This is a genomic window from Variovorax sp. efr-133-TYG-130 (genome assembly GCF_030208835.1).
GTDB lineage: Bacteria > Pseudomonadota > Gammaproteobacteria > Burkholderiales > Burkholderiaceae_C > Variovorax.
The window spans coordinates 440,497-467,273 of record NZ_JARVTD010000029.1 but is presented as its reverse complement, the minus strand read 5'-3'; the positions used below and the strand labels follow the sequence as shown (position 1 = coordinate 467,273).

Annotated in this window: 28 protein-coding genes and 1 tRNA gene; 12 read left to right on the top strand and 17 right to left on the bottom strand. The window is 67.5% G+C overall.

All coding sequences use genetic code 11. The features are described from left to right. Positions 1–2 precede the first annotated feature (2 nt). The 6 genes from QRN67_RS25115 to QRN67_RS25090 form a co-directional block, all read right to left on the bottom strand. Complete coding sequence (locus QRN67_RS25115; RefSeq protein ID WP_285414036.1) at positions 3–1,166, bottom strand: ROK family transcriptional regulator; 1,164 nt, start codon at positions 1,164–1,166, stop codon at positions 3–5. Between the two features lies 1 nt (position 1,167). Then, entirely contained in the window at positions 1,168–1,962 is a 795-nt protein-coding gene (locus tag QRN67_RS25110) for an ATP-binding cassette domain-containing protein (protein WP_081267453.1), read from the bottom strand. A 303-nt stretch (positions 1,963–2,265) separates the two neighbouring features. Continuing rightward, entirely contained in the window at positions 2,266–3,456 is a 1,191-nt protein-coding gene (locus QRN67_RS25105; RefSeq protein ID WP_081267452.1) for a sugar ABC transporter permease, read from the bottom strand. A 110-nt stretch (positions 3,457–3,566) separates the two neighbouring features. After that, positions 3,567–4,589, bottom strand: a complete 1,023-nt coding sequence (gene xylF, locus QRN67_RS25100) for a D-xylose ABC transporter substrate-binding protein (protein WP_081267451.1) — start codon at positions 4,587–4,589, stop codon at positions 3,567–3,569. 187 nt (positions 4,590–4,776) lie between these two features. After that, a complete protein-coding gene (locus QRN67_RS25095; protein WP_081267450.1) occupies positions 4,777–5,280 on the bottom strand; it encodes a ferritin-like domain-containing protein in 504 nt (167 codons plus the stop codon). Between the two features lie 131 nt (positions 5,281–5,411). Next, complete coding sequence (locus QRN67_RS25090; RefSeq protein ID WP_285414035.1) at positions 5,412–6,098, bottom strand: alpha/beta hydrolase family protein; 687 nt, start codon at positions 6,096–6,098, stop codon at positions 5,412–5,414. Positions 6,099–6,231: 133 nt separating this feature from the next. On the opposite strand from QRN67_RS25090, the gene QRN67_RS25085 reads away from it, so the two are divergent. After that, positions 6,232–6,663 (top strand): surface-adhesin E family protein, encoded by a 432-nt coding sequence (locus QRN67_RS25085; RefSeq protein WP_285414034.1) that lies wholly within the window; start codon positions 6,232–6,234, stop codon positions 6,661–6,663. Here QRN67_RS25085 and QRN67_RS25080 read toward each other — a convergent pair. From QRN67_RS25080 to QRN67_RS25065, 4 genes are all read right to left on the bottom strand, one after another. After that, positions 6,660–7,940: a phospholipase D-like domain-containing protein gene (locus tag QRN67_RS25080; protein WP_285414063.1), complete on the bottom strand. Its 1,281-nt coding sequence runs from the start codon at positions 7,938–7,940 to the stop codon at positions 6,660–6,662. The two genes, QRN67_RS25085 and QRN67_RS25080, sit on opposite strands and share 4 nt — an antisense overlap. Before the next feature lie 31 nt (positions 7,941–7,971). Further along, entirely contained in the window at positions 7,972–8,604 is a 633-nt protein-coding gene (locus QRN67_RS25075; protein ID WP_081267540.1) for a response regulator, read from the bottom strand. Between the two features lie 177 nt (positions 8,605–8,781). Next, positions 8,782–9,579: a type I methionyl aminopeptidase gene (map, locus tag QRN67_RS25070; protein WP_285414033.1), complete on the bottom strand. Its 798-nt coding sequence runs from the start codon at positions 9,577–9,579 to the stop codon at positions 8,782–8,784. Beyond that, on the bottom strand, positions 9,576–9,866 hold the full coding sequence (locus tag QRN67_RS25065) for a ParD-like family protein (RefSeq protein ID WP_285414031.1): 291 nt from the start codon (positions 9,864–9,866) through the stop codon (positions 9,576–9,578). The genes map and QRN67_RS25065 overlap by 4 nt, the downstream gene beginning before the upstream one ends. Before the next feature lie 150 nt (positions 9,867–10,016). Between QRN67_RS25065 and QRN67_RS25060 the strand changes: the two genes are divergently transcribed. From QRN67_RS25060 to QRN67_RS25050, 3 genes are read left to right on the top strand one after another with little or no spacing between them, the layout of a single operon-like run. Beyond that, a complete protein-coding gene (locus tag QRN67_RS25060; RefSeq protein ID WP_285414030.1) occupies positions 10,017–11,033 on the top strand; it encodes a thiamine pyrophosphate-dependent dehydrogenase E1 component subunit alpha in 1,017 nt (338 codons plus the stop codon). Continuing rightward, complete coding sequence (locus QRN67_RS25055) at positions 11,024–11,992, top strand: alpha-ketoacid dehydrogenase subunit beta (RefSeq protein WP_285414028.1); 969 nt, start codon at positions 11,024–11,026, stop codon at positions 11,990–11,992. The genes QRN67_RS25060 and QRN67_RS25055 overlap by 10 nt, the downstream gene beginning before the upstream one ends. 23 nt (positions 11,993–12,015) lie before the next feature. Next, entirely contained in the window at positions 12,016–12,438 is a 423-nt protein-coding gene (locus QRN67_RS25050; RefSeq protein WP_081267443.1) for a MarR family winged helix-turn-helix transcriptional regulator, read from the top strand. A gap of 130 nt (positions 12,439–12,568) precedes the next feature. Here the strand turns inward: QRN67_RS25050 and QRN67_RS25045 are convergent, their stop codons facing one another. After that, positions 12,569–13,348 (bottom strand): SDR family oxidoreductase, encoded by a 780-nt coding sequence (locus tag QRN67_RS25045; protein WP_285414026.1) that lies wholly within the window; start codon positions 13,346–13,348, stop codon positions 12,569–12,571. A 124-nt stretch (positions 13,349–13,472) separates the two neighbouring features. On the opposite strand from QRN67_RS25045, the gene QRN67_RS25040 reads away from it, so the two are divergent. Together QRN67_RS25040 and QRN67_RS25035 are read left to right on the top strand one after the other, a co-directional pair. Then, positions 13,473–14,411 carry a LysR family transcriptional regulator gene (locus QRN67_RS25040; protein WP_285414025.1) on the top strand — a complete coding sequence of 313 codons (939 nt, stop codon included), beginning with the start codon at positions 13,473–13,475 and terminating at the stop codon, positions 14,409–14,411. Between the two features lie 62 nt (positions 14,412–14,473). Next, a complete protein-coding gene (locus QRN67_RS25035; RefSeq protein WP_285414023.1) occupies positions 14,474–15,502 on the top strand; it encodes a Bug family tripartite tricarboxylate transporter substrate binding protein in 1,029 nt (342 codons plus the stop codon). Positions 15,503–15,626: 124 nt separating this feature from the next. On the opposite strand, the gene QRN67_RS25030 is transcribed toward QRN67_RS25035, so the two are convergent. Together QRN67_RS25030 and QRN67_RS25025 are read right to left on the bottom strand one after the other, a co-directional pair. Further along, on the bottom strand, positions 15,627–15,950 hold the full coding sequence (locus QRN67_RS25030; RefSeq protein ID WP_106936480.1) for a DUF1840 domain-containing protein: 324 nt from the start codon (positions 15,948–15,950) through the stop codon (positions 15,627–15,629). A gap of 11 nt (positions 15,951–15,961) precedes the next feature. Then, a complete protein-coding gene (locus tag QRN67_RS25025; RefSeq protein ID WP_285414020.1) occupies positions 15,962–17,230 on the bottom strand; it encodes a class I SAM-dependent methyltransferase in 1,269 nt (422 codons plus the stop codon). Positions 17,231–17,362: 132 nt separating this feature from the next. On the opposite strand from QRN67_RS25025, the gene QRN67_RS25020 reads away from it, so the two are divergent. From QRN67_RS25020 to QRN67_RS24995, 6 genes are read left to right on the top strand one after another with little or no spacing between them, the layout of a single operon-like run. Continuing rightward, positions 17,363–19,741: a bifunctional salicylyl-CoA 5-hydroxylase/oxidoreductase gene (locus tag QRN67_RS25020; protein ID WP_285414018.1), complete on the top strand. Its 2,379-nt coding sequence runs from the start codon at positions 17,363–17,365 to the stop codon at positions 19,739–19,741. A gap of 1 nt (position 19,742) precedes the next feature. Further along, positions 19,743–20,222: a MarR family winged helix-turn-helix transcriptional regulator gene (locus tag QRN67_RS25015; RefSeq protein ID WP_285414016.1), complete on the top strand. Its 480-nt coding sequence runs from the start codon at positions 19,743–19,745 to the stop codon at positions 20,220–20,222. Then, positions 20,219–21,073 (top strand): enoyl-CoA hydratase family protein, encoded by an 855-nt coding sequence (locus QRN67_RS25010; RefSeq protein ID WP_285414015.1) that lies wholly within the window; start codon positions 20,219–20,221, stop codon positions 21,071–21,073. The genes QRN67_RS25015 and QRN67_RS25010 overlap by 4 nt, the downstream gene beginning before the upstream one ends. A gap of 4 nt (positions 21,074–21,077) precedes the next feature. Continuing rightward, positions 21,078–22,271, top strand: a complete 1,194-nt coding sequence (locus tag QRN67_RS25005; RefSeq protein WP_285414014.1) for an acyl-CoA dehydrogenase family protein — start codon at positions 21,078–21,080, stop codon at positions 22,269–22,271. Between the two features lie 5 nt (positions 22,272–22,276). Then, entirely contained in the window at positions 22,277–23,899 is a 1,623-nt protein-coding gene (locus tag QRN67_RS25000) for an AMP-binding protein (RefSeq protein WP_285414013.1), read from the top strand. Beyond that, the gene (locus QRN67_RS24995; protein WP_081267432.1) at positions 23,896–24,294 is read left to right on the top strand and encodes a RidA family protein; all 399 of its coding nucleotides are present in this window, start codon (positions 23,896–23,898) and stop codon (positions 24,292–24,294) included. Before QRN67_RS25000 ends, QRN67_RS24995 begins: the two co-directional genes overlap by 4 nt. A 111-nt stretch (positions 24,295–24,405) precedes the next feature. Here QRN67_RS24995 and QRN67_RS24990 read toward each other — a convergent pair. From QRN67_RS24990 to rpsD, 4 genes are all read right to left on the bottom strand, one after another. Next, positions 24,406–24,482, bottom strand: a tRNA-Met gene (locus QRN67_RS24990). An 18-nt stretch (positions 24,483–24,500) separates the two neighbouring features. After that, the gene (gene rplQ, locus QRN67_RS24985) at positions 24,501–24,899 is read right to left on the bottom strand and encodes a 50S ribosomal protein L17 (RefSeq protein WP_081267431.1); all 399 of its coding nucleotides are present in this window, start codon (positions 24,897–24,899) and stop codon (positions 24,501–24,503) included. Positions 24,900–24,990: 91 nt separating this feature from the next. Then, a complete protein-coding gene (locus QRN67_RS24980; RefSeq protein ID WP_009124827.1) occupies positions 24,991–25,980 on the bottom strand; it encodes a DNA-directed RNA polymerase subunit alpha in 990 nt (329 codons plus the stop codon). 142 nt (positions 25,981–26,122) lie between these two features. Next, entirely contained in the window at positions 26,123–26,746 is a 624-nt protein-coding gene (gene rpsD, locus QRN67_RS24975; RefSeq protein ID WP_009124826.1) for a 30S ribosomal protein S4, read from the bottom strand. Positions 26,747–26,777 lie beyond the last annotated feature (31 nt).

Below are 26,777 nucleotides of genomic sequence, written 5' to 3'. Positions count from 1 at the left end.
GATCAGACGGCGGCGCGGGCCAGCGCGCGCGCCCTTCGCGCCTTCGCGTCGGGCTGCAGCGGCCGCAGGTATTCGTGAAGCGCCAGCGCGGCGGCGCCCACCGCCGGCGCCAATGCGTCGTAGCGCGCGGTGCGCAGTTCGGGTGCCGGCATGCCGGCGCGGTCGGCGTGCCGGTGGACGCTCTCGAACGCCGCCTGCACGAAGTCGCGGTGATCGGTGCAGGCCTTGCCGCCCAGCACGATCGCGCGCGGGTTGAAGGTGACCCACAGGTTCTGCAGCATCACGCCGAAGAAGGCGGCGGCGCGCTGCATGTCGCGGCCTTCGCGCAGCAGCACGCGCGAGCCGAAGAAGGCCTCGGCGCAGCCGCGCCGCCCGCATGAGCACAGCGGCCCGTCGAGCTCGAGGATGGTGTGGCCGATCTCTCCGGCCATGCCCTGCGCGCCGGTGAAGAGCCGGTCGTTCAGCACCACGCCCGCACCCACGCCCACGTCGCAATTGACGAAGATCAGCGGGTCTTCGCCCTCCTGGCCTTCCATCGCAGCGAACTCGTATTCGCCCAGCACGGCGGCATCGGCGTCGTTCTGCAGCTGCACGGTGACGCGCGGCAGGCCCACGGCGGCAAAGGCTTTCTCCAGCGCGGGCAGCAGGCTCACGTTGCGCCAGCCGAGGTTGGGCGCGAAGCGGACCACGCCGGTGCAGTCGTCCACCGCGCCGGGTATGCACACGCCGATGCTCGACAGGCGCAGGCCGAGCTGCTCGAGCCGCGCATGCGCGACCGAGGCCATGCGCGCAACCTGCGCGCAGACGCCGGCGGGCGCGCTGTCGGCCAGTGCCCGGGTGTCGGAATACAGCACCTCGCCCTGCAGCGACATGCACACGAGGCGCACCGTCTCCACGGCGATCTCCACGCCCATGAGCGCGCGCACGCCCACGTTGATGCGCAGCGGCGTCGAAGGCCGCCCCAGGCCGTCGGCCACGGCCGCGCCCGATTCGCTGAGCCAGCCCTCGTCGATCAGCTCGCGCACCAGCAGGCTCACGGTCGACTTGGTGAGGCCGCTCTCGCCGGCCAGCCGCGCGCGCGAGAGGCCGGGCTGCGCGCGCAGCAGCCGCAGCAGGACGCTGCGGTTCATGCGCTTCACGAGCTGCTGGTCGCCGATGGTGGTCACATCAGGCGGCCGCGGTGTCGGCGTGATGGGCCTGCTCTTTGCCTTCGGGCCGCTTGCCGGCAATGATCATGCCGAGCACTTCGTCTTCGGTGACGTCGGCGGTGCGATAGGTGCCGACCAGCTTGCCGTTCTTCATCACGGCGAGGCGGTCGCTCAGCGAGAACACGTCGGGCATGTCGTGCGTGATGAGGAAGATGCCCACGCCGTCGGCCTTGAGCTGCTTCACGAGGCCGCCGACCATCGCGGTCTCCTCGGGGCCGAGCGCGGCGCAGGGCTCGTCCATGATGAGGATGCGCGCATTGAAGTACAGCGCGCGAGAGATGGCGACCACCTGCCGCTGTCCGCCGGAGAGACGACGCACGGGCACGCGGATGTTGGTGAAGTTCTTGTTGAGCCGGTGGAACACCTTGCGCGCCTGCACTTCCATGAAGTGGTCGTCCAGGGTGTTCCAGCGCGTCATCTTCTCGCGGCCGAGGAACAGGTTCGACACGGAGTCGAGGTTGTCGGCCAATGCAAGGGTCTGGTAGATGGTCTCGATGCCTTGCGCCTGCGCTTCGGCGGGCGTGCGGATGTTGACTTTCTCGCCGGCTATCAGGGTGTCGCCGGAGTCGATGGGGTAGGCGCCGGCGAGCATTTTCATGAGCGTGGACTTGCCCGCGCCGTTGTGGCCGAGCAGCGCGACCACTTCGCCGGGGTAGAGGTTGACGCTCACGCCGTCCACGGCCTTGACGCCGCCGAAGGACTTGCGGATCTCGCGCAGTTCGACGAGGGGTTTGGTTGTGTCGATGTCTGCCATTTCAGTGCTCTGCCTTGGTTTGGCGTTCTTGTTCGGGGAGTGTGCGAATGCCACCGGGTACTCCCCTCCGCGAATGTCCCCCGCCTTCGGCTCCTCCTTTATTTCGCTGCGGGGAGCACCCGGCGCCATTCGCACAATGGGCTCGGCCGTGATGCCGGCCGCGCGAGCGCTGCGTCCATCGATCACGCTGGCGGGGTGCCTTGCGCAGCGAAATAAAGGAGGAGGCCGAAGGCCGGGGGACATTCGCGGAGCAAGGTACCCCGTCGGCGTGATCGCACCCTGAACAGCAATGCAAGTTCATCCCTAGTTCTCCCCAAACTTGCGCCGGTAGAGAACGTCGAACACCACGGCCACGATCAGCACCTGCCCGATGATGACCATGCGCTTGCCGATGGGCACGTCGAGCAGCAGCATGCCGCTGTCGAGCGACTGCATGATGAGCGCGCCCAGCACCGAGCCGAAGATCGAGCCGCTGCCGCCCGCCAGCGCCGTGCCGCCGATGACGGCCGCCGCGATCACGTACAGCTCCATGCCCGTGCCCAGCGAATTGGTGCCCGCGTTGAGCCGCGCGATCGACACGATGGCCGCGATGGTGACCAGCACCGCCAGCAGCGCGAACAGCATCAGCGTGACGCGCTTGACCGGAATGCCCACCAGCGCCGCCGCGTCGGGGTTGCCGCCCATCGCGAACACGTAGCGGCCGAAGCGGGTGCGGTGCACGATGAACGACAGCACGATGGCCACCACCGCCCAGATCAGCACCGGAATCGGAATGCCCTGGGGCGCGTCTTTCGAATCGATCTTGTAGTGGTTCATGACCGCCGCGAAGCCGATCACCACCGCCGCCGGCACTGCGGTGAGCAGCAACTCCAGCCACAGCGGCTCGTTGGGCATCTCGTGGCGCGCGCGCGCCGCGCGCTTCTGGAACATGCGCGCGAACAGCACCACCGCCACCAGCCCGGCGATCACCCAGCTCGCGGTGACGCCGATGCCGCCGTCGTAGCCGCCGCCCAGGCGCTGGAAGAATTCGTCGTTCACCGGCTGCGTCTTGCCGTCGGCCACCAGGAAGGCCGCGCCGCGGAACGACATCAGGCCGCCCAGCGTGACCACGAACGAAGGCACGCCCAGCATCGCCGTGAGCCAGCCCTGGTAGATGGACACCAGCAGCGCCACCGCCAGGCCCGCCAGGCAGGCCGTGGGCCACGACCAGCCCGAGGTGTATTGCAGGTACGCGATGAGCACGCCGACGAAGCCCATCACCGAGCCGACCGACAGGTCGATGTGGCGCGCCACGATGATCAGCACCATGACGGTCGACACGATGCCGACCACCGCCGTCTGTTGCGCGACGTTGTAAAGGTTCTCGGGCGACAGGAACACGCCGCCCGACATGACGCTGAACACCACCGCCATGATGACCAGCAGCACGCACATCAGCACGAGGCGCAGGTCGATGCCCGTGCGGCGCCACCAGCCCGGTGTTGGATTGCTCATTTTTCAGACCCCCTTCGGGACAAAGACAGGAGCGCGCCCACCTCCGGCCGGGCCCGTGGACGGCCGGCCGATTGGCGCGTTGCGCGGGTGATCCGTGCTGGCTTGCTCGCCTACTTGCAGGCCGCGGGCGCGCTGGCGCCCGTCACGCCCTTGCAGAGCTCGTCCTTCTTGATCCAGCCGGCCTTGACCACGACGTCGAGGTTGTCGCGCGTCACGGGCACCGGCGTCAGCAGGCGCGATTGCAGCGAGACCTTTTTCGGACCGGAGTTCCAGGTGCCGGCCTTGTCGACCGGCTTGCCCTGCGACAGCGCGATGGCCGCGGCGGCGGCTTCGCGGCCGAGTTCGCGCGAGTCCTTGAAGATGGTCGCGGTCTGGGTGCCCAGCGCGATGCGGTTGAGCGCCGCAAAGTCGGCGTCCTGGCCCGACACCGGAATGCCGCGCAGGCCCTTGGCCGTGAGCGCCGCCACCGCGCCGCCGGCCGTGCCGTCGTTGGCCGCCACCACCGCGTCGACCTTGTTGCCGTTCTTGGTGAGGATCTGCTCCATGTTCTTCTGCGCGACTTCGGGCTTCCAGCCTTCGGTGTATTCGTCGCCCACGATCTTGATGTCGCCCTTCTTGATGGAGGCGTCGAGCACCTCCTGCTGGCCGGCGCGCAGGAAGTCGGCGTTCGGGTCGCTCGGCGAGCCCTTGATGATCACGTAGTTACCCTTGGGCTTGACCTTGAGCACCTCGCGCGCTTCCATGCGGCCGACCTCGACGTTGTCGAAGGTGATGTAGAAGACGCCCGGCGCCTCGATCAGCCGGTCGTACGCCACCACGGGCACCTTCTGGCGCGTGGCCTTGGTCACCGCCGGCAGGATGGCGTCCTTGTCCATCGCCAGCACGATGAGCGCCTTGGCGCCCTTCGACATCAGGCCCTCGATGTCGCCCAGCTGCTTCTCCGGAGAGCCGCCCGCATCGGCACTGATGTACTTGGCGCCGAGCTTCTCGAGTTCGGCCTTGATGGCGGCCTCGTCGGTCTTCCAGCGCTCTTCCTGGAAGTTGGACCAGCTCACGCCGACCACGGTCTGCGCCATCGCGCCCACGGCCGTGAGACCGAAGGCCATGGCGGCCAGGGTGTGTTTCAGTTGCATCGATGTCTCTCCTGAGTTGGTGCGCCCCACAGGGATAAGCCGTGTAAGAAATTAGTTAGTTTGAAGGGCGAACTAACTATCCCATCGCGGCAAGGTGCTGGGCATCCGGGAATTCCCGGAGCGCGGGGCGCCCATGAAAAAAGGCCGGGCAAGCCCGGCCTTCATGCGCTGGAGCGCGTGGCGGCGATCAGTCGCGGGCGCGCGCGGCGTTGCGCAGGTCGCGGATCTGGTCGTGGTTGCGCTGGGCGCCTTCGGCCTGGGCAGCGACCACGCTGCGCACGTCGGCGGGCAGGTTCTGCTTCAGGGCCTTGCGGTAGCGTGCAACACCGGTGTCTTCTCCGCGCTCGCACGATTCGAGGATCGAGAGTTCGCTGTTGGCGCCCAGCGAGCCCTTCACGTGCACCCAGCCACGATGCAGCGCGCCGCTGGCGGTGCCGCCATCGGCAGGCTTGCCGCCGTAGGCCGTGATGAGCGCCATCAGTTCGCTGCCGGCCTTGCGGCATTCTTCGGCGCGGTTGGCGAACAGTTGCTTCGCCGCCGGGCTCTCCACTTCGTCGGCGCAGGCGCGGAAGCCGTATTCGCCGTCCCGCGAGTTCTCGAGCAGGTCGTTGAGCACGTCCACGACTTCGTCGTTGGCGAGCGCGGGGCCGGTTGCCTGCAGGGTGTCGAGGGATGCGTCTGTGTATGCCATGTCGGTGATCCTTTCAATTGATGATCTGTTTGCCGTCTGTCGAACACACATCGTTGAAAGATCCGCGATGCCTCGGCGTCGTCCCATCGGGCGACACGGCGTAGGCGAAGGACGACCCGCGCCGCCCGGCTTCAGCCGATGCGCCAGGCCTGCATCCACACGGCGATGCCGTCGAGCATGTCGTCCAGCGCCTGCCCGTCGGTGCGGCCGGTGCGCCTGAGCACATGGAAGGAATGGTCGGCACCCTCGATCTCCAGCACGGTGGCGATCGGACCCAGCGCCTGCACGGTGTCGTCGAAAGGCGCGGGCTCGGCCAGCGTGTCGCGCGGCCCGTGCGCGAAGAGCATGGGCACGTCGACCTCGCGCAGATGCGCCGCGCGCCCGGCCGCCTTTGCGGGCGCGCCCGACGGGTGCAGCGGAAAGCCCAGGAAGACCAGCCCTTCGACGGCCGCGAGCGGCTCCAGCGCCTGGGCCTGCGACGTCATGCGCCCGCCGAACGACTTGCCGCCCGCGAAGAGGCGCACGCCCGCATAGCGCGCCGAGGCGCAGGCCACGGCCGCGCGCACCGTGGCATGCGCCAGCGGCGGTGCGTCCGTGCGCTTGCTGCCCTGCTCCATATAGGGGAACTGGTAGCGCAGCGTGGCGATGCGCCGCTCGGCAAGGCCCTCGGCCACGGCCTGCATGAACGGATGCGCCATGCCCGCGCCGGCGCCGTGCGCGAGCACCAGGCACGCCTCGGCCGAGGGTGGCGACATCGCAAGGGCCGACACCGCAGTGCCGGGCCTCACGTCGATGGAAAGTCTGTGCAGGGTGGTCATCGCGCGAGTTTGCCCCCGCGCGCCCGCCGTTCGGCACGGACCTTCGGCGTCGTCCGACACGCGAGGGGCCGGCGGTCAATGTAAATTCATGTTTCACCGTTTCCCCCTATTTCTTCTTTTCCTGGAGTCCGTCGTGAAGCACTGGCTGTTGGCTATCGGCATGGTCGGCTGCATCGCGCATGCGCAGCCCGGCTGGTTCACGGTGACGGGAGATCCGCAGGACAAGCTGGCAGACACGGTCCAGGTCGACCCCGACCGCGTGATGCTCCAGGACACACCGGGCGACGCCTCCAAGGCCATGAATCTGCGCGTGAGCCGCGCGGCGCAGCGCGTCAACTGGGACGGCATTCCGTACCGTTCGTACGAGTCTCGCGTGGTGTTCGACTGCCAGGCGGGCCGCGCCAGCTACGTGGCGGCGCGCTTCTACGCCCAGCCGCTGTGGCAGGGCGAGCCCCACCGCAGCGCGGACTACAGCAACGCCCCCAAGCCGGTGCGCTTCCTGGACATGAAGCCCAACCCGACGGCGCGCATCGTGCGCGCGGCCTGCCGCCCGCGCAGCAGCTAGAGCTGCGACGACAGCAGCGCCGCCAGGTGCTCCATCGCCTTCTCGTGCAGCGGGCGATCCTTCCAGGCCTCGTACGTCAGGCGCTTCGACTGGCGCAGGTCGGCCTCGAACTGCGCGGTCTGCTCGGCGGCGAAGGCCTCGTCGTAGATGTTGAGGTTGGCCTCGTCGTTCAGGCGGAACGAGCGATTGTCGAAGTTGGTGGAGCCCACCGACACCAGCAGGCCGTCGACCGTGAAGACCTTGCAATGGAACATGGTCGGCTGGTATTCGCTGATCTCGGCGCCCGCCTCCAGCAGCGGGCCCCACGCCGCGCGCGAGGCACCGCGCACGGTCTGCGAATCGATGATCGGGCCCGGCGTGATGATGCGCAGCCGTACGCCGCGCTTCATGGCCGCGACCAGCGCGCCCACCGTCAGGTCGTCGGGCACGAAGTAGGCGCTCGACAGGTCGATGGTCCTGGTGGCCGCCGCGATCGACAGCAGGTACATGAGATGCATGCTCTCGCTGCCGCCCGAAGGCGAACTGCTGAACATCTGGGCGCGCCCGTCGCCCATCGAGGGAATCGGCGGGAAGTAGGTTTCGCCGTGCAGCACGTCGCCCGACACCTTCACCCAGTTGTCCATGAACACGGCCTGCATCTGCGCCACCACCGGCCCTTCGACCTTGTAGTGCGAGTCGCGCCAGTGCTCGGCGTCCTGTGCATGGCCGGTCCATTCGGGCGCGATGCCCACGCCGCCGGTGAAGCCGGTGCGGCCGTCGACCACCAGCAGCTTGCGGTGGGTGCGGTTGTTCATGCGCGCGATGTCGTACCAGCTCGGCTTGTGGAACTTGCGGATCTGCACGCCGGCGCTTTCCATCTCGCGGATGAAGTCGCCATCGACCTTGGCGCTGCCCACCCAGTCGAGCAGCACGTGCACCTTGACGCCCGCGCGGGCGCGCTCCGAGAGCGCGTCGGCAAACTCGCGCCCGATGTCGCCCGACCAGTAGATGTACGTCTCGAAGGTGATGCTGCGCCTGGCGCCGCGGATGGCGGCGAGCATCGGCGGAAAAATCCGGTCGCCGTTCTGGAAGGCCTCGAAGCGGTTGCCGCCGGTGATGGGCGGCCCGAGCATCACGCCCAGCGCGCGCTGGTACTGCGCATCGTGCAGCGCGTACTCGCGCTTGACCTGCTCGTCGAGCTTCTTCTCGCCGCTGGTGAAGTTGAGCACCAGCAGCGTGGCGGCAAGCGTCAGGACGAAAGTCCAGACGATGGTCTTGAGCGTCCCTCGGCGCTGCACGTGGGGACGCGAAGCCTGTGTGCTCAAGCGATCAGTCGATCAGCTGCGTCTTGATCGCGTAGTAGGTCAGGTCGCTGTTGGTGGAGAGGTTCATCTTCTCCATGAGGCGCGTGCGGTAGGTGCTGATGGTCTTCACCGACAGCGACAGCGCCTCTCCGATGCTGCCCACCGACTCGCCCTTGGCGAGCTTCAGGAACACCTGGAACTCGCGCTCCGACAGGTGCTTGTGCGGCGGCGCGTTGTCCTTGCGCTCCAGCTGGCCGGCCAGCAGCTCCGCCACCGAGGGCGAGATGTAGCGGCGGCCCAGCGCCACCGTGCGGATCGCCTTGGCGATTTCCTCGGGCTCGCATTCCTTGTTGAGATAGCCCGATGCGCCCTGGCGGATCAAGTTCACCGCGTAATGTTCCTCGGGATAGCCGCTGAGGATGAGCACGCCCAGGTCGGGCGCCTTGGCGCGCACCATGGCGAGCGCGTCGATGCCGCTCTGGCCGGGCATCGAAAGGTCCATCACGAGCACGTCGATGTCGGCCGTGCGAACGAGGTCGATGGCCTCGCGGCCGGAGCCGGCCTCGCCGACCACGCGGAAATCGACGAAGGTGGAGAAGAACGCCTTGAGGCCTGTGCGGACGACGGCGTGGTCGTCGACGATGCCGATCTTGATCATGGTGTTGTTCCTGCTTGAAGCGATGCGCGCCAGGAGGCGGCGCGACAGGGGAACGAAGATGCCACAGCCATCGGCCCGCAAGACACCCGAAAAGCAGGACGCGGCGTTGTCCTGCACGGCAATGCAGGATTGCCTGTCGCCCGCGTCGGACGGAAACGACGCGGGAGCGCCGCCCTCTCAGGCAATGGCGGGATAGCGCCCCGTGCCTTCGGGCCAGGGCGTCAGCACCTCGAAGCCGTCTTCCGTGACCGCGACCATGTGCTCCCACTGCGCCGACAGCGAATGGTCGCGCGTGACCACCGTCCAGCCGTCGGGCAGCTCGCGGGTCTCGCGCCGGCCGGCGTTGATCATCGGCTCGATGGTGAAGACCATGCCGGCCTCCAGCCGCAGGCCCTGGCCGGGCTGGCCGTAGTGCAGCACCTGAGGATCGTCGTGGTAGATCCGGCCGATGCCGTGGCCGCAGTACTCGCGCACGACGCTGAAGCGCTCGCGGTGCGCAACGCTCTGGATCGCATGGCCCACGTCGCCCAGCGTGGCGCCGGGACGCACCTGCAGGATGCCGGCGCGCATCGCCTCGTAGGTGGTGTCCACCAGGCGCCGCGCCAGCGGGCTGGGCTCGCCGACGAAGTACATGCGGCTGCAGTCGCCGAACCAGCCGTCCTTGTTGACGGCCACGTCGATGTTGATGATGTCGCCCTTCTTCAGCACCTTCTGCGCCGAAGGCACGCCGTGGCAGACCACATGGTTGACCGAGGTGCAGACCGTCTTGGTGTAGCCCTGGTAGCCGACGTTGGCGGGCACCACGCCCTGCACATTGACGATGTGGTCGTGGCAGATGCGGTCGAGCTCCTCGGTGGTGACGCCGGGCTTCACATGCTCGCCGATCATCGCCAGCACCTCGGCGGCGAGCCGGCCCGCTGCGCGCGCCATCGCGATTTCGTCGGGCGACTTGAGCGGTGCGGCGGCGGTCCTCATGCGCGCGCCCCGGCCAGCTTGCGTGCGGCGGGAGCGGCAGCGGGCGCGGGCGCGGTCGGCGGCGGCGGTTCGACGAGGCCGGAGACGGTGGCCAGGTCGAAGCCGCCGGCCTGCTCGGCGCGGATGAGCAACTGGCAGATCTCGCGGTGATCGAGCTCGGGGTGCAGCTCGGCCAGCATGCCGATGCGCATCCAGTGCTCGGCCTGCGCGTTGATGGAACGGCTCAGCGCATTGCCCGCGACGCGCAGGTTCTCATGCATGAGGTCTGAAATCTTGACGATGCCCATGGTCTGTTTTTATATACGAAATGTATATGAATCATATCAAACCAGGCGGCGGGCTTCAACACCGCGACGGGGGTAAGCCCGGTGAAGCGGTTCGATCTCGTTTGATACGATTTTTCGCAAGGCGCCCACCTCGAGCGCGTTGGAGACAAGATGGACCCGAGCACATCCGATGCGCAGGCGCTGTACCGCGTCATGGTGCGCATCCGCGCTTTCGAGAACGCCGCCGAAGCGGCCAGCCAGGGCGGCGTGAGCGCCTATGGCCAGCAGGCCGCGGGTGCCGCCAAGGTGCGCGGGCCGCTGCACCTGTCCACCGGCCAGGAGGCGGTGCCGGCCGGCGTGTGCGCCCACCTGCGCGCCAGCGACTACCTCACCTCCACCCATCGCGGCCACGGCCACACGCTGGCCAAGGGCGCGGACCTCGCTCGGATGATGTGCGAGCTGTTCGGCAAGGCCACCGGCTTCAACGGCGGCAAGGGCGGCTCGATGCACATCGCGGACTTCTCGGTCGGAATGCTGGGCGCGAACGGCGTGGTGGCGGCAGGGTTGCCGATTGCCGTGGGCGCGGCGCATGCGCAGAAGCTGCTCGGCAAGGGCGACGACATCACGGTCTGCTTCTTCGGCGACGGCGCCATCAACCGCGGGCCCTTTCTCGAAGCGCTGAACTGGGCGCGGGTGTACGAGCTGCCGGTGCTCTTCGTCTGCGAAGACAACCGCTGGAGCGCGACCACCGCGAGCGGGCCGATGACGGCGGGCGACGGCGCTTCGGTGCGTGCCGAGTCGCTCGGCATCGCCGCCACGCAGGTCGACGGCAACGACGTGTTCGCGGTGCACGAAACCGCCGCGCGGCTGGTGAGCGAGGTGCGCGCCGGCGGCGGCCCGCGCCTGCTGCATGCGCTGACCTACCGCGTGAAGGGCCACGTGTCGGTCGACCTTGCGGCCTACCGCGACCCGGCCGAACTGGCGGCGGCGCTGGAAACGGACCCGATCGCGCGGGCGCGCGGCCATCTTCTTTCGGCGGGCATCGCCGCCGCCACGCTCGACGCCATCGAGAACGCCGCGCGCGACGAGGTCGACACCGCGCTGGCCGTCGCCGACGCCGCGCCCTGGCCCGACGCCGGCGCCGCCTTCACCGACGTGCAGACCACCGGAGCCGGCCAATGGCATTGACGAAGCAGGACCTGAGCTATTCCGAAGCCGCCCTGCTCGCGCTGCGGCGCGAGATGGAGGCCGACCCGCGCGTGGTCGTGCTCGGCGAGGACGTGGGCCGCGGCGGCATCTTCGGCCAGTACAAGGGGCTGCAGCAGCACTTCGGCACCGGCCGCGTGATCGACACGCCGATCAGCGAGGCCGCGATCATGGGCGCCGGCGTGGGCATGGCGCTCGCGGGGCTGCGGCCGGTGGTCGAGATGCGCGTGGTCGACTTCGCGCTGTGCGGCATGGACGAACTGGTGAACCAGGCCGCCAAGAACCGCTTCATGTTCGGCGGCCAGGGCCGCGTGCCGCTGGTGGCGCGCATGCCGGGCGGCATCTGGGACGCATCGGCGGCGCAGCACTCGCAATCGCTCGAAGCCTGGTTCGCGCACCTGCCGGGCGTGGTGGTGGTGTGCCCCTCGACGCCGCAGGACAACCACGGCCTGCTGCGCGCGGCGCTGCAGTGCGGCGACCCGGTGGTCTACATCGAGCACAAGACGCTGTGGGGCGTGCGCGGCGAGGTCGACGAAAGCATCGCGGTGCCGTTGGGCAAGGCCGCGCGTGTGCGCGAGGGCGATGCGCTCACGCTGGTGAGCTGGAGCCGGCAGATGCAGGCCTGCGCGGACGCCTGCGATGCGCTGGCCGCAGAAGGCATCGCTGTCGACCTGATCGACCTGCGCACCCTGTGGCCGTGGGACCGCGAGACGGTGCTGTCGTCGTGCGCGCGCACCGGCCGTCTGCTGGTGGTGCACGAGGCGGTGCAGGCGGCGGGCTTCGGCGCCGAGATCGCGGCCAGCGCGGCGGAGGCCACCGGCTGCCGCATCGCGCGGCTGGGCGCGCCGCGCATTCCGGTCGGCTATGCGCCGGTGCTGGAGGCGCAGTCGCGCGTGGGCGTGCCGGCCATCGTGGCCGCCGCGAAGAAGCTGGCCGGCTGAGGTCCGGCCGCGACACAGGCGCGATGGACCCGCTCTTCTTCAAGCTGGTGCGGGTGGTCAACCTCACGGCGCGGCCTTTTCATGAGCGCGTGGGCCGCGAGCACCAGCTCACGCTGAACGAATGGCGCACGATGGCCGTGCTCGGCGCCCAGCCCGGGCTCAACGCCACGCAGGTCGCCGACCAGACCGGCCTGGACAAGATGGCGGTGAGCCGCGCGCTGGCCGGACTCAAACGCCACAAGCGCGTGCAGCGCCACGAAGACCCGACCGACCAGCGCAGCAGCCGCCTCTACCTCACCGCCGCCGGCAAAGCGTTGCATGAAAAGGTCGCCACACTGGGCCGCGAGCGCGAGGCCGCGCTGTTCGCAGGTGTCGACGGCAACGAACTGGCCCAGCTAGACGCAACGCTCGACAAACTCATCAAGGCCGTCCAGCGCAGCAGTTGACCCCACCACGCCAGGCCCCGCCCCCCTTCCAGAACACCGAGGAACCGGCTCCGCCGGGCCTCAGGTGTTGCCCCCGGCAGGGGGAAGGCGAAGCGACACGAAGTGCGCGCAGCCTGGGGGCGAGCCAGTGTCAAGCGGCAAAGCCGCCGTCGATGTTCAGGCCCGCGCCGGTCACGAACGCGGCTTCGGGGCTGGCCAGGTAAGCCACCATGCCGGCGATCTCGTCGGCGTGGCCGTGGCGGCCGATGGCCATGAAGCCGTGCATGTTGGCGGCCATCGGGCCGCTGGCGGGGTTCATGTCGGTGTCGACCGGGCCGGGCTGCACGTTGTTGACCGTGATGCCGCGCGGCCCCAGGTCGCGCGCCAGGCCCTGCACCAGCCCGGTCAGCGCCGACTTGCTCATCGCATACACGCTGCCGCCGGCAAAGGGCATGCGCTCGGCGTTGGTGCTGCTGATGTTGACGATGCGCCCGCCCGTGCCCATGTGCGCCAGCGCCGCCTGGATCGCGACGAACACGGCGCGCACGTTGACCGCGATGGTGCGGTCGAAATCGGCCAGCGAGAACTGCTCGACGGGACCGAGGTGCAGCACGCCCGCGTTGTTGACCAGGATGTCGATGCGCCCGCCGAAGTGCCCGGCGGCCCGGTCGATGCCGGCCTTGAGCGCGTCGGCGTCGGCACTGTCGATCTTCAGCGCGAGGGCGCGGCCGCCCTCGGCCTCGATGGTGCGCACCAGTTCGTCGGCCGGCGCGCCGGAACTGGCATAGCTGAAGGCCACGGCGGCACCGTCGCGCGCCAGCCGGCGAACGATGGCGGCACCGATGCCGCGCGAACCGCCGGTGACGAAGGCGACCTTGCCGGCCAGGACGGGGGAAGAAGAAGAAGCAGAAGCGACGTTGCTGGAAGCCATGATTTTTTCCGATCTGTTGGAGGAAGAAGGCCTCCAGTCTCTGCCTTTCATTGCATTGCCGGTAGCCATTAATCGAGTCAATCAAATTCAACTGGAAGTTGAAACTCGGCCTGAAAATGCGCGCATGGAACCGCTCAATCACCTCGAATCCTTCGTGCAAAGCGCGGAGGGCGGCAGCTTCTCGGCCGCGGCCCGGCGCCTGGGCCTCACGCCGGCGGCGGTCAGCAAGAGCGTGGCGCGGCTCGAGGCGCGGCTGGGCCTGCGGCTGTTCCAGCGCAGCACGCGCAGCCTCACGCTGACCGAGGGCGGCGAGCGCTTCCTCGCGCAGATCGGCGGCGCGCTCGCCACGCTGCGCGAGGCCGTGGCCGGCATCGACACCGACGACGGCCAGCCCGCCGGCACGCTCAAGGTGAGCATGGGCCAGGCTTTCGGGCGCGCGCATGTGCTGCCGATGCTGGGCGACTTCATCGCGCGCTACCCGGCCATCGTGCCGGACTGGCATTTCGACAACCAGCAGGTCGACCTGGTCGGCGAGGGCTTCGACGCGGCCATCGGCGGCGGCATCGAACTGTCGGCGGGGCTGGTGGCGCGCGAACTGGCGCGCGTCCACCAGGTGGCGGTGGCGTCGCCGCGCTACATGGAAGGACGCAACATGCCCCGGCAGCCGTCGGACCTGGCGGCGCTCGACGCCTTGCTGCGCCGCTCGTCGCCCACGGGCCGCGTGCGCGGCTGGACGCTGCGGCGCGTGCGCGCCAACGCCCAGGAGGCCGAGATCACGGTCGAGCTGCCCCGCCCGCGCGCCGTCTTCAACGACCCCGAAGCCCTGGCGCAGGCCGCGCTCATGGGGCTGGGCGTGGCGATGCTGCCGATGCCCTTCGTCGAGCGCAGCCTGCGCGGCGGCGAACTGGTGCGGCTGCTGCCCGAGTGGTACCAGGACACGGGCGCGGTGTGGCTCTACTACCCGAGCAAGAAGCTGCTGCCGCCGAAGACGCGGGTGTTCATCGACTTCGTGCTCGAGCGCTTTCGCAGCGAACGCTTCGCCCAGCGCATGCAGGTGGCCTGACCGTTGCGCCCACGGGGTTTTCACCCGCGACGCAGGCAGCGCCCCCATGTACAAACGCGCGCATGACTTCTTTCTCTTTCTTTTCCTCGCCTTCCAATCGCCGGACCGCGCTCGCGGCCTCGGTCGCCACCGCACTCGCCCTCATGGCCGCACCGTCCTGGGCCCAGAGCAACTGGCCTACCAAGCCGGTGCGCATCGTCGTGCCGTTCGCGGCGGGCGGCACCACGGACATCCTGGCGCGCGCGATCGCGCCGGAGCTCTCCAAGGCCTTCGGCCAGCAGTTCATCGTCGACAACCGCGCCGGCGCGGGCGGCAACCTGGGCGCCGAGATCGTGGCGCGCGCGCCCAACGACGGCTACACACTGCTGATGGGCACCGTGGGCACGCACGGCATCAACCGCGCGCTCTATCCCAAGCTGGCCTTCGACCCGATCAAGGACTTCGCGCCCATCACGCTGGTGGCCGCCGTGCCCAACGTGATGGAAATGAACGCCGACAAGGCCAAGGCGCTGAACATCCACAACGTGCAGGACTTCATCAAGTACGCCAAGGCCAACCCCGGCAAGCTGAACATGGCGTCCAGCGGCAGCGGCACGTCGATCCACCTGGCGGGCGAGCTGTTCAAGAGCATGACGGGCACCTTCATGGCGCACATCCCGTACAAGGGCTCGGGCCCGGCGCTGCTGGACATGGTGGGCGGCAACGCCGACGTGATGTTCGACAACCTGCCCTCGTCGATGGCGCAGATCAAGGCCGGCAAGCTCACCGCGCTGGCCGTCACCAGCGCCCAGCGTTCGCCGGCGCTGCCGGACGTTCCGACGGTGGCCGAGGTGGGAGGCCCGACGCTCAAGGGCTACGAGGCGAGCTCGTGGTTCGGGCTGCTGGCGCCGGCCGGCACCCCGCCCGAGATCGTGAACCGCATTCAGCAGGAAGTGGCCAAGTCGCTGGGCACGCCGGCCATCAAGGAGAAGATGCTCGCGCAGGGCGCGCTGCCGAGCGGAAATTCACCCGCCGACTTCACGAAGCTCATCGCGAGCGAACACGTGAAGTGGGCGAAGGTGGTGAAGGACTCCGGCGCTAAGGTGGACTAACCCCCAGGCTGCGCGCACTTCGTGTCGCGGCGCCTTCCCCCTTGCAGGGGGCAACGCCTGCGGCCCGGCGAAGCCGGTTGCGCGGCGTTTCAAGACGAAGACCGGGCGCGCGGCTGGGCTGGGATCAGGTCTTCCAGGTCACGTCCTTCTTGTCGGCCAGCGAATCCTTGAGCATGTGAAGCAGGGGGGCTGCACGCTGGTGCAGTCCCACATGCTGCTTTTCGGCGTCGTTGGCATGGCCCTCGACCGCGTAGTCGTCGTGGTTGTGGGCATTGCCGCCTTCGCGGGCCAGTGCGGCCTCCAGCGCGGAAATGGCGCCCGGGATCTGCTCGACGGTGATGATGCCTTGCGGCGCGGCCGGCTTGCCGACGATGTCGAGCAACTGGCGCGCGTGCACTTCGAGCATCACGAAATCGGCGGAAGCCCGGGACTGGAATCGATAAAGCATGGTGTTCTCACTTACTTGTAGATGTAATCACGGGCAAAAGGGTACACCGATTGCGCACCGCGCAAGACGCCATGCTCGACATTGCCGTCGGGCTTGGTCGACAGCATCTGGTGCAGCGAAATCCAGCCCTGCTCGAAGCTCATGGCCGAGCCCGCCAGGTACAGGCGGTAGGCACGCAGCACGCGTTCGGCGTTCTCGCCCTGGCGGCCGCCGCTGCGCCTGAGCACCTCGCGCGCGGTGTCGAGCTGCGCTTCGAGCGCGTCCGACCAGGCCCACAGCGTGCGCGCGTAATGCGGGCGCAGGCTTTCGGTGTCGACCATCTCCAGGCCGGCCGCGGCCGTCTCGCGCAGCACGTGCGTCACGTGCAGCAACTCGCCGCCGGGGAAGATGTATTTCTCGATGAAGTCGCCCATGCCAGCGCCCAGCTGGCGGTAGTTGAGCTCCCCCGAGGTGATGCCGTGGTTCATGACCAGGCCACCCGGCTTGAGCAGTGAATGAATCTTCCGAAAGTAGGTCGGCATGTTGGCCGCGCCCACGTGCTCGAACATGCCGACCGACGAGATCTTGTCGAAGGGCTGCTCGGCCGACAGTTCGCGGTAGTCGCGCAGCTCGACGCGCACGCGGCCCTGCAGGCCCTTCTCCTCGATCAGCCGCTGCACGTGCGCATGCTGGTTCTTCGACAGCGTGATGCCGGTGGCATCCACGCCGTAGTGCTCGGCGGCCCACAGCAGCAGCGCGCCCCAGCCGGAGCCGATGTCGAGGTAGCGCTCGCCCGGCTGCAGCATGAGCTTGCGGCAGATGTGGTCGAGCTTGGCTTCCTGGGCCTGCGCCAGCGTGAGGTCGGGGGTGCGGAAGTACGCGCACGAATAGACCCGGCGCGGGTCGAGCCACAGCGCGTAGAAGTCGTCGGAAACGTCGTAGTGGAACTCGATCTGGGCCGCGTCCTTGCGCAGCGAGTGCGAGCCGTGCGACTTGGCCATGTGCTGCAGGCGGCTCCACCAGCCGGTGTCGGTCTCGGCCGGGTTGCCCGGCAGCATGCCCACCGTGGCGTCGATGAGGTCGCGCATGGCGCCTTCGATCTGCACCTTGCCCTCGACGTATGCCTCGCCGATGGCCCCCACCTGCCGGGCCGCCAGCTTGGCAAGCACCGCCCACTCCTTGAAGGCCAGCGTGACGCGGGCACCCGCCTGGGCGACGCGGCGGCCATCGGGCAACTCCAGCGCGATTGGAACAGGCAGCGAAGCCAGCTGCGACTCGATCTTGGGTATCAAGTGTTGCATGGGCCGATGGTATTGATTTTTCCAGGTTTTTGCATGGCTGCCCGTGTCGGCGGAAGCCTCGAAACGGTGCGCCCTGCCGTTGGTTGCCAACCCGCATTGACAGCAGATTGTTTATGTCTAAACTATTGAAACATGAACAGCCTCAACCCGGTTCAATCCGTCCGCCCCGCTCCAGCCGCGGATCTCCAACGCATCCTGTGCATCGGCGGCGGTCCGGCCGGGCTGTACTTCGCCCTGCTGATGAAGGCGCGCAACCCGGCGCTGCAGATCACGGTGGTGGAACGCAACCGCCCCTTCGACACCTTCGGCTGGGGCGTGGTGCTGAGCGACCAGACGCTGGGCAACCTGCGCGCGGCCGACGCCGAAACCGCGGCGCTCATCGGCAACGAGTTCCATCACTGGGACGACATCCAGGTGTTCTTCAAGGGCCGCCAGGTGCGCTCGGGCGGCCACGGCTTCTGCGGCATCGGCCGCAAGCGGCTGCTGAACATCCTGCAGGAACGCTGCCTGGCGCTGGGCGTCGACCTGGTGTTCGAGACCGACGCCACCGACGACCAGGCCATCGCCGCAAAGTACAAGGCCGATCTCGTCATTGCCAGCGACGGCCTCAACAGCCGCATCCGCCAGCGCTATGCCGACGTGTTCAAGCCCGACATCGATCTGCGCAACTGCCGCTTCGTGTGGCTGGGTACGCACCAGACTTTCGACGCTTTCACCTTCGCCTTCGAACAGACCGAGCACGGCTGGTTCCAGGCGCATGCCTACCAGTTCGACGACAAGACCTCGACCTTCATCGTCGAGACGCCCGAGGCCGTATGGAAGGCCCACGGCCTCGACCAGATGGAGCAGCCGGAGGCCATCGCCTTCTGCGAGAAGCTGTTCGCCAAGTACCTGGGCGGCCACTCGCTGATCAGCAATGCCACGCACCTGCGCGGCTCGGCCAACTGGATCCGCTTTCCGCGCGTGGTGTGCGAACGCTGGACCCACCGCATCGAGGTCGACGGCCGCTCGGTGCCCGTCGTGCTGATGGGCGACGCCGCGCACACCGCGCACTTCTCGATCGGCTCGGGCACCAAGCTCGCGCTGGAAGACGCCATCGACCTGGCCAACGAATTCGCACAGGGCGGCACCGTCGACCATGTGCTCGAAGGCTACGAGGCGCGCCGCAGCGTCGAGGTGCTGAAGATCCAGAACGCCGCGCGCAACTCGACCGAGTGGTTCGAGAACGTGCCGCGCTACACCGGCATGGAGATCGAGCAGTTCGCCTACTCGCTGCTCACGCGGTCGCAGCGCATCAGCCACGAGAACCTGCGCGTGCGCGACACGCAATGGCTCGGCGGCTACGAGCAGTGGCTCGCGGGCGGCAAAGCCGTGCCGCCGATGCTCATGCCCTACAAGGTGCGCGGTCTCACGCTGAAGAACCGCATCCTCGTGTCGCCCATGGCCACCTACAGCGCGGTCGACGGCGTGCCTCAGGACTTCCTGCTGGTGCACCTGGGCGCGCGCGCGCTCGGCGGCGCCGCGATGGTGTTCGTCGAAATGACGAGCCCGACGCCCGAAGGCCGCATCACCCCGGCCTGCACCGGCATCTACAACGACACGCAGCAAGCCGCCTTCAAGCGCATCGTCGATTTCGTGCACACGCAGTCGAGCGCGAAGATCGCGATGCAGCTCGGCCACAGCGGCCCCAAGGGCTCCACGCGCGTGGGCTGGGAAGGCACCGACGAGCCGCTCGAAAGCGGCAACTGGCCGCTGCTCGGCGCCAGCGCTGTGCCGTACGGCGAACAGAGCCAGCTGCCCGCCGCCATCACGCGCGCCGAGATGGACACGCTGCGCGACCAGTTCGTCGCCTCGACGCGCCGCACGCTGGAAGCCGGCTTCGACTGGCTGGAGCTGCACTGCGCGCACGGCTACCTGCTGTCGGCCTTCATCAGCCCGCTCACCAACCTGCGTACCGACGAGTACGGCGGCGACATCGAAGCGCGCTGCCGCTATCCGCTCGAGGTGTTCCGCGCCATGCGCGCCGTGTGGCCCGCGGACAAGCCCATGAGCGTGCGCATCTCCGCGCACGACTGGGCGCCAGGCGGCAACACCGACGCCGACGCGGTCGTGGTCGCGCGCCTCTTCAAGGAGGCGGGTGCGGACTTCATCGACGTCTCGTCCGGGCAGACGACGCGCGCCGCCAAACCGGTGTACGGCCGCATGTACCAGACGCCCTTCTCCGACCGCATCCGCAACGAAGTGGGCATCGCGACCATCGCCGTGGGCGCCATCACCGACGCGGACCAGGCCAACAGCATCATCGCGGCCGGCCGCGCCGACCTGTGCGCCGTCGCGCGCCCGCATCTCGCCGACCCGGCCTGGACGCTGCACGAAGCCGCCAAGCTGCAGAGCCGCGAAGTCGACTGGCCGAAGCAATACCTGAGCGGCCGCGACCAGATGTACCGCGAGATCGCCAAGCAGCAGCAGATGGCTGCGGCAGCCGCGGCGAACCCCGAGGAGACGCACTGACATGGACCTCGAAGCGCGCGCGCACAGCGAACACCCCGAAGCCCTGCGGCTCTGGCTGCGGCTTCTCACCTGCACCCAGCTGATCGAGAAGCAGGTGCGCAACGAACTGCGCTCGCAGTTCGCGACCACGCTGCCGCGCTTCGACCTGATGTCTCAACTCGAGCGCTCGCCCGACGGCCTGAAGATGAACGAGCTCTCGCGCCGCATGATGGTGACGGGCGGCAACGTCACCGGCATCACCGACCAGCTCGTGACCGAAGGGCTGGTGGAGCGCATCAATGTCGAGGGCGACCGCCGCGCCTGGCGCGTGCGCCTCACCGCGCGCGGCCGCAAGCTCTTCAACGAGATGGCGCAGCAGCACGAAGACTGGATCGTCGCGGCCTTCGCGGGCCTCAGCGGAAAAGAGATCGCGCAGCTGCACAAGCTGCTCGGCAAGGTCAAGCAACACTCACACAACCAATCGATGGCGGAGACGGAATGAAGCACTACATCGGCGCAGGCAACCCCATGCGCGCGCAATTCGAAGCGAAGGCTGCCTACAAGGCCGAGCACTTCGCATGGAGCTACGAAGCGGGCGTCGGCACCATCACACTGAACCGGCCCGAGCGCAAGAACCCGCTCACCTTCGACTCGTATGCCGAGCTGCGCGACCTGTTCCGCGCGCTGACCTACGCGACAGACGTGAAGGTGATCGTGGTCACCGGCGCGGGCGGCAATTTCTGCTCGGGCGGCGACGTGCACGAGATCATCGGCCCGCTGACCGGCATGCGCATGCCCGAGCTGCTGGAGTTCACGCGCATGACGGGCGACCTGGTGAAGGCCATCCGTTCGTGCCCGCAGCCCATCGTCGGTGCGATCGACGGCGTGTGCGCCGGTGCGGGCGCGATGATCGCGCTGGCCTGCGACCTGCGCTACGGCTCGCCCGCCACGCGCACCGCATTCCTCTTCACCCGCGTGGGCCTCGCCGGCGCGGACATGGGCGCATGCGCGCTGCTGCCGCGCGTGATCGGCCAGGGCCGTGCTTCGGAACTGCTGTTCACTGGCCGCGCGATGACCGCGCAGGAAGGCCACGCCTGGGGCTTCTTCAACGCACTGCACGAAAGCGATGCGTTGCTGGAGGCCGCCACCAAGGTGGCGCGCGAGCTGGCCGAAGGCCCCACCTTCGCGCACGGCATGACCAAGACCATGCTCGCGCAGGAATGGTCCATGACCATCGACCAGGCCATCGAGGCCGAAGCGCAGGCACAGGCCATCTGCATGCAGACCGAAGACTTCAAGCGCGCGTACGAAGCCTTCGCGGCCAAGCGCAAGCCGGTGTTCGGCGGAGACTGAAGCCATGATTACCAAGGCACCCGCTCCACCATCGACAGTGCACCTGGCGCTGCCGTTCTTCGACGACGCGCATCGCGCGCTGGCCGAAGGCCTCTTGCCCTGGGCCGCGGCGCAGGAGGTCGACGAGCACGACGACCGCGCCGCCTGCCGCGACTGGGTCCGCCGCCTCGGCGACGGCGGCTGGCTGCGCTACTGCGTGCCGGGCACATCGGGCGGCGCGCTCGAGCGGCTCGACTCGCGCGCGCTCGTGCTGCTGCGCGAGACGCTCGCCTTCCATTCGCCGCTCGCCGACTTCGCATTCGCGATGCAGGGCCTGGGCAGCGGCGCCATCACGCTCGCTGGCACGCCCGAGCAGCACGCCAATTACCTGACGGCCGTGGCCAAGGGCAGCAAGATCGCGGCCTTCGCGCTCAGCGAACCCGAAGCAGGCTCCGACGTGGGCGCGATGGCGATGCGCGCCGAGCCCACCGCCGATGGCTGGAAGCTCAACGGCGAGAAGACCTGGATCAGCAATGGCGGCATCGCCGACTTCTACTGCGTGTTCGCGAAGACCGATCCTGCAGGCGGCACGCGCGGCATCACCGCGTTCATCGTCGATGCGACGACGCCGGGCCTCGACACCTCCGCGCACATCGACGTGATGGCGCCGCATCCGCTCGCCACCTTGCGCTTCGAGAACTGCGTGGTGCCGCGCACCGCCCAACTCGGCGAGCTCAACGGCGGCTTCAAGCTCGCGATGCGCACGCTCGACATCTTCCGTGCATCGGTGGCCGCGGCCGCGCTCGGCATGGGGCGACGCGCACTGGCCGAAGCCATCGCGCATTCGAAGAACCGCCGCATGTTCGGCCAGACGCTCGCGGATTTCCAGCTCACGCAAGCCAAGCTCGGCGAGATGGCCGCGCTGATCGACAGCGCCGCACTGCTCACCTATCGCGCGGCATGGATGCGCGACGACGCCGAACGGCGCGGCGCGCCCGCTGTTGGCGACGTGTCGGCCGCCGCCGCGATGGCGAAGATGTGCGCCACGGAAAACGCGAGCCGCGTGATCGACATGGCGCTGCAGATGCACGGCGGCCTCGGCGTGAAGGTTGGCACGAAGATTGAGAGCCTCTACCGCGACATCCGCTCGCTGCGCATCTACGAAGGCGCGACGGAGGTTCAACAACTGATCATTGGCAAATCCGTTCTGCGGGGATAAATACCGTGTCTGCCCAAGTCGACCGCTTCGTTCACGACCGCCTGCCGCCAGCCGCGCAGCTGCCCGTCTTTCGCTACGACCTGCCCGAGTTGCAACTGCCCGACCAGTTGAACCTGGTCGAGGAACTGCTCGACAAGGCAACTGCCAAGGGCTTCGGCGACAACCCGATGCTTCGTTCGCCGCAGGGCACGCTCACGTATTCGCAAGCAGCCGTCGAGGTCAACCGCATCGCGCAGGTGCTGACGGAAGACCTCGGGCTGGTGCCGGGCAACCGTGTGCTGCTGCGCGGCGGCAACTCGGTGGCGATGGCGCTGGCTTGGCTCGCCGTGGTGAAGGCGGGATTGATCGCGGTCGCGACGATGCCGCTGCTGCGCGCGAAGGAACTGGGCGAGATCATCGAGAAGGCACGGCCCGTGGCCGCGCTGTGCGATGGCCGGCTGCTCGACGAACTCGCGACTGCGCAGCGGGAGCATCCAGTGCTCGCCACCGTGATCGCCTTCAACCAGCCCGATGCACCGGACTCGCTCTCGTCGCGCGCCGCGAAGAAGAGCGGCGTGTTCACCGCATGCCCCACGGCATCGGACGACATCGCGCTGCTCGCGTTCACGTCGGGCACCACGGGCAAGCCGAAGGCGCCCGTGACCACGCATCGCGACGTGCTCGCGATGTGCCAGACCTGGCCGCGCCACGTGCTGAAAGCGCGCAGCGACGACATCGTGGTGGGCTCGCCGCCGCTGGCCTTTACCTTCGGTCTCGGCGGGCTGCTGGTGTTTCCGATGTGGGCCGGTGCCTCGGTGTACTTTCCCGATGCTCCGTTCTCCCCCGAAGGGCTCGTGAAGCTGATCAACGAGGTCGGCGCGACCATCAGCTACACCGCGCCCACCTTCTACCGCCAGATGGCGCCCTTCGTGAAGCAGCACGGCATGCCTAGCCTTCGCATCAGCGTGAGCGCTGGCGAGGCACTGCCCGACGCCACGCGGCAGCTATGGAAGGAAGCCACCGGCATTGAGATGCTCGACGGCATCGGCGGCACCGAGGTGTTCCACATCTACATCTCGGCTGCAGGCGACGAGGTGCGCCGCGGCGCCGTCGGCAAGGCGGTGCCGGGCTTCACCGCCAAAGTGGTGGACGACGCCGGCAACGAGGTGCCGCACGGCACCGTCGGCAAGCTGGCGCTGCAGGGACCCGTGGGCTGCCGCTACCTCGACGATCCGCGCCAGGCCGACTACGTGAAGAACGGCTGGAACTACCCGGGCGATTCGTTCGTCCAGGACGACGACGGCTACTTCTTCTACCAGGCGCGCGCCGACGACATGATCATCACCGCCGGCTACAACGTCGGCGGCCCCGAGGTGGAAGATGCGCTGCTGAAGCACCCCGCCGTCGCGGAGTGCGGCGTGATCGGCAAGCCGGACGCGGACCGAGGCATGATCGTCAAGGCCTTCTGCGTGCTCAAGCCCGGCCATGAAGGCGATGCAGCCCTGGTGAAGACGCTGCAGGACCATGTGAAGGCGACGATCGCACCCTTCAAATACCCCCGGGAGATCGAGTTCGTCACGGCGCTTCCGCGCACCGAGACTGGCAAGCTCCAGCGATTCAAACTGAGACAACCCAACACAACATCATGATCAACAAACTCCTGCAGCCCGAAGGCTGGTTGCCTCCCAAGGGCTATGCGAACGGCGTCGCCGCACGCGGAACGATGCTGTTCGTCGGCGGCCAGATCGGCTGGAACGCGCAGCAACAGTTCGAATCGGACGACTTCATCGACCAATGCGGCCAGGCGCTGCGCAACATCGCCGAAGTGCTCCGCGCCGGCGGCGCGGGCCCCGAGCACATGGTTCGCATGACCTGGTATGTGACGGACCGCGACGAGTACAGCCGCCGGCTCTCAGAGCTGGGCCCGGTCTATCGCGATGCGATGGGGCGCAACTTCCCGGCCATGACTTGCGTGCAGGTCGCGGCGCTGGTGGAGCACCGCGCGAAGGTCGAGATCGAGGTAACGGCAGTCATTCCGGACTGACGCCGCGTCAGGCAAATTCCAGAAACAGAAAAGCCCTCTTTGCGAGGGCTTTTTCAATTCATTTACCAGCCAAGAAAAAAGGCCCTTTGAAATTCAAAGGGCCTTTTAGATTGGTTGCGCGAGCAAGATTTGAACTTGCGACCTTTGGGTTATGAGCCCAACGAGCTACCAGGCTGCTCCATCGCGCGGCAAGAATAAATTATAGCTTATTCAGCAGCGTTTTGCTCAGCTGCGTCTTCTTTAATTTCAGGACGGTCGACGAGTTCGACCAGCGCCATCGGCGCGTTGTCGCCCACGCGGAAACCCATCTTCAGAATGCGCGTGTAGCCGCCCGGACGGGCTGCGAAACGCGGGCCGAGTTCACCGAAGAGCTTCACGACGCTGTCGCGGTCGCGCAGGCGGTCGAAAGCCAGGCGCTTGTTGGCCAGCGTGGGCTTCTTGGCGAGCGTGATCATCGGTTCGATGACGCGGCGCAGTTCCTTGGCCTTGGGGACCGTGGTCTTGATGACTTCATGCTCGATGAGCGAGTTCATCATGTTCTGCAGCATCGCGAGGCGGTGCGAGCTGGTGCGGTTGAGTTTGCGGAGTCCGTGTCCGTGACGCATGGTGCTTTCCTTTACTTTATAAAAACAGGCAGCCGTATCAGGTACTGCCCGGTGCACTGGCTCTTTGGGGAGCCAAATTCAAAAATTCAAATCAACGCTTGTCGAGACCGGCCGGGGGCCAGCTTTCGAGCTTCATGCCCAAGGTCAGGCCGCGGGAGGCAAGCACTTCCTTGATTTCGTTGAGCGACTTGCGACCCAGGTTCGGGGTCTTGAGCAGCTCGTTTTCGGTGCGCTGGATCAGATCACCGATGTAGTAGATGTTCTCGGCCTTCAGGCAGTTCGCCGAACGCACGGTGAGTTCGAGCTCGTCGACAGGGCGCAGCAGGATCGGGTCGAACTGCTGTGCGCTGCGCGGTGCCGGTGCGTCGAATGCAGCGAGTTCGCCGCCTTCGAGCTGCGCGAACACTGCGAGCTGCTCGACCAGGATTTTAGCCGAAGCGCGAACTGCGTCTTCCGCGGTGATCGCACCGTTGGTTTCGATCTCGACGAGCAGCTTGTCCAGGTCGGTACGCTGTTCGACACGGGCGCTTTCGACCGTGTAGCTCACGCGCTTGACGGGCGAGAACGAAGCGTCGAGCACGATGCGGCCGATCGACTTCGTCGGCTCGTCCGCGTAGCGGCGCATCGTGCCGGGCACGTAGCCGCGACCCTTTTCGACCTTGATCTGCATGTCGAGCTTGCCGCCTTGCGACAGGTGCGCGATCACGTGGTCGGGGTTGATGATCTCGACGTCGTGCGGGGTCTGGATGTCCGATGCGAGCACCGGGCCTTCACCGTCCTTGCGCAGGCTCAGCGTGACTTCGTCGCGGTTGTGGAGCTTGAACACCACGCCCTTGAGATTCAGCAGGATGTTGACGACATCTTCCTGCACGCCGTCGATCGACGAGTACTCATGCAGAACGCCAGCGATCGTGACTTCGGTGGCCGAGTAACCGACCATGGACGACAGCAGAACGCGACGCAGCGCGTTGCCGAGCGTGTGGCCGTAGCCGCGCTCGAAAGGCTCGAGCGTGACCTTGGCCTTGTTGGCGGCAAGTTGCTCGACCTGGATGGTCTTGGGTTTCAGCAGGGTGGTTTGCATGCAGACTTCCTCTCAATACCCCCGGCTCGTTACACCGGTAAGGCTGGTGAAGCACCTGATCCGCGACGAAGCGCGGAGCAGGAACGTGAACAACAATATCAATCTCCCGCCAGCGCGAACGCGCCGAGGCGGGTAGAAAAAATCAACGCGAATACAGTTCGACGATCAGCGATTCGTTGATGTCGGCTGCGAATTCGTCGCGATCGGGCACCTTCTTGAACGTGCCTTCGGCCTTGTCGGCATTCACGTCGACCCAGGCCGGAATACCGACTTGCTGGGCGAGTTGCAGCGCTTCGACAATGCGGTTCTGCTTCTTCGACTTGTCGCGCACGGCGATCACGTCACCGGTCTTGACCAGGTACGACGGGATGTTGACCGACTGACCGTTCACCGTGATCGCCTTGTGCGACACGAGCTGGCGCGCTTCGGCGCGGGTCGAGCCGAAGCCCATGCGGTAGACGACGTTGTCCAGGCGCGATTCGAGGATGAACAGCAGGTTGGCGCCGGTGTTGCCACGGCGGCGGTCGGCTTCTTCGAAGTAGCGGCGGAATTGCTTTTCGAGCACGCCGTACATGCGCTTGACCTTCTGCTTTTCACGCAGCTGCAGACCGTAGTCGGAGGTGCGCTGACCCGAGGTGCGACCGTGCTGGCCGGGCTTGGAGTCGAACTTGGCCTTGTCCTGGATGGAGCGGCGGGCGCTCTTCAGGAACAGGTCGGTGCCTTCACGGCGGGAAAGTTTGGCCTTGGGGCCGAGGTAACGTGCCACGATTTTTCCTTTGTGTCATCTGCCGCAGTTG

Excerpts from the sequence above, each read along its gene's own strand:
- QRN67_RS25105 (WP_081267452.1), bottom strand. The coding sequence starts at position 3,456 with ATGAGCAATCCAACACCGGGCTGGTGGCGCCGCACGGGCATCGACCTG.
- QRN67_RS25075 (WP_081267540.1), bottom strand. The coding sequence starts at position 8,604 with ATGATCAAGATCGGCATCGTCGACGACCACGCCGTCGTCCGCACAGGC.
- QRN67_RS25035 (WP_285414023.1), top strand. The coding sequence starts at position 14,474 with ATGACTTCTTTCTCTTTCTTTTCCTCGCCTTCCAATCGCCGGACCGCG.
- QRN67_RS25055 (WP_285414028.1), top strand. The coding sequence starts at position 11,024 with ATGGCATTGACGAAGCAGGACCTGAGCTATTCCGAAGCCGCCCTGCTC.
- QRN67_RS25060 (WP_285414030.1), top strand. The coding sequence starts at position 10,017 with ATGGACCCGAGCACATCCGATGCGCAGGCGCTGTACCGCGTCATGGTG.
- QRN67_RS25110 (WP_081267453.1), bottom strand. The coding sequence starts at position 1,962 with ATGGCAGACATCGACACAACCAAACCCCTCGTCGAACTGCGCGAGATC.
- QRN67_RS25095 (WP_081267450.1), bottom strand. The coding sequence starts at position 5,280 with ATGGCATACACAGACGCATCCCTCGACACCCTGCAGGCAACCGGCCCC.
- QRN67_RS24995 (WP_081267432.1), top strand. The coding sequence starts at position 23,896 with ATGATCAACAAACTCCTGCAGCCCGAAGGCTGGTTGCCTCCCAAGGGC.
- map (WP_285414033.1), bottom strand. The coding sequence starts at position 9,579 with ATGAGGACCGCCGCCGCACCGCTCAAGTCGCCCGACGAAATCGCGATG.
- QRN67_RS25065 (WP_285414031.1), bottom strand. The coding sequence starts at position 9,866 with ATGGGCATCGTCAAGATTTCAGACCTCATGCATGAGAACCTGCGCGTC.
- xylF (WP_081267451.1), bottom strand. The coding sequence starts at position 4,589 with ATGCAACTGAAACACACCCTGGCCGCCATGGCCTTCGGTCTCACGGCC.
- QRN67_RS24980 (WP_009124827.1), bottom strand. The coding sequence starts at position 25,980 with ATGCAAACCACCCTGCTGAAACCCAAGACCATCCAGGTCGAGCAACTT.
- rplQ (WP_081267431.1), bottom strand. The coding sequence starts at position 24,899 with ATGCGTCACGGACACGGACTCCGCAAACTCAACCGCACCAGCTCGCAC.
- QRN67_RS25025 (WP_285414020.1), bottom strand. The coding sequence starts at position 17,230 with ATGCAACACTTGATACCCAAGATCGAGTCGCAGCTGGCTTCGCTGCCT.
- QRN67_RS25045 (WP_285414026.1), bottom strand. The coding sequence starts at position 13,348 with ATGGCTTCCAGCAACGTCGCTTCTGCTTCTTCTTCTTCCCCCGTCCTG.
- QRN67_RS25030 (WP_106936480.1), bottom strand. The coding sequence starts at position 15,950 with ATGCTTTATCGATTCCAGTCCCGGGCTTCCGCCGATTTCGTGATGCTC.
- QRN67_RS25005 (WP_285414014.1), top strand. The coding sequence starts at position 21,078 with ATGATTACCAAGGCACCCGCTCCACCATCGACAGTGCACCTGGCGCTG.
- QRN67_RS25015 (WP_285414016.1), top strand. The coding sequence starts at position 19,743 with ATGGACCTCGAAGCGCGCGCGCACAGCGAACACCCCGAAGCCCTGCGG.
- QRN67_RS25020 (WP_285414018.1), top strand. The coding sequence starts at position 17,363 with ATGAACAGCCTCAACCCGGTTCAATCCGTCCGCCCCGCTCCAGCCGCG.
- QRN67_RS25050 (WP_081267443.1), top strand. The coding sequence starts at position 12,016 with ATGGACCCGCTCTTCTTCAAGCTGGTGCGGGTGGTCAACCTCACGGCG.
- QRN67_RS25090 (WP_285414035.1), bottom strand. The coding sequence starts at position 6,098 with ATGACCACCCTGCACAGACTTTCCATCGACGTGAGGCCCGGCACTGCG.
- QRN67_RS25040 (WP_285414025.1), top strand. The coding sequence starts at position 13,473 with ATGGAACCGCTCAATCACCTCGAATCCTTCGTGCAAAGCGCGGAGGGC.
- QRN67_RS25010 (WP_285414015.1), top strand. The coding sequence starts at position 20,219 with ATGAAGCACTACATCGGCGCAGGCAACCCCATGCGCGCGCAATTCGAA.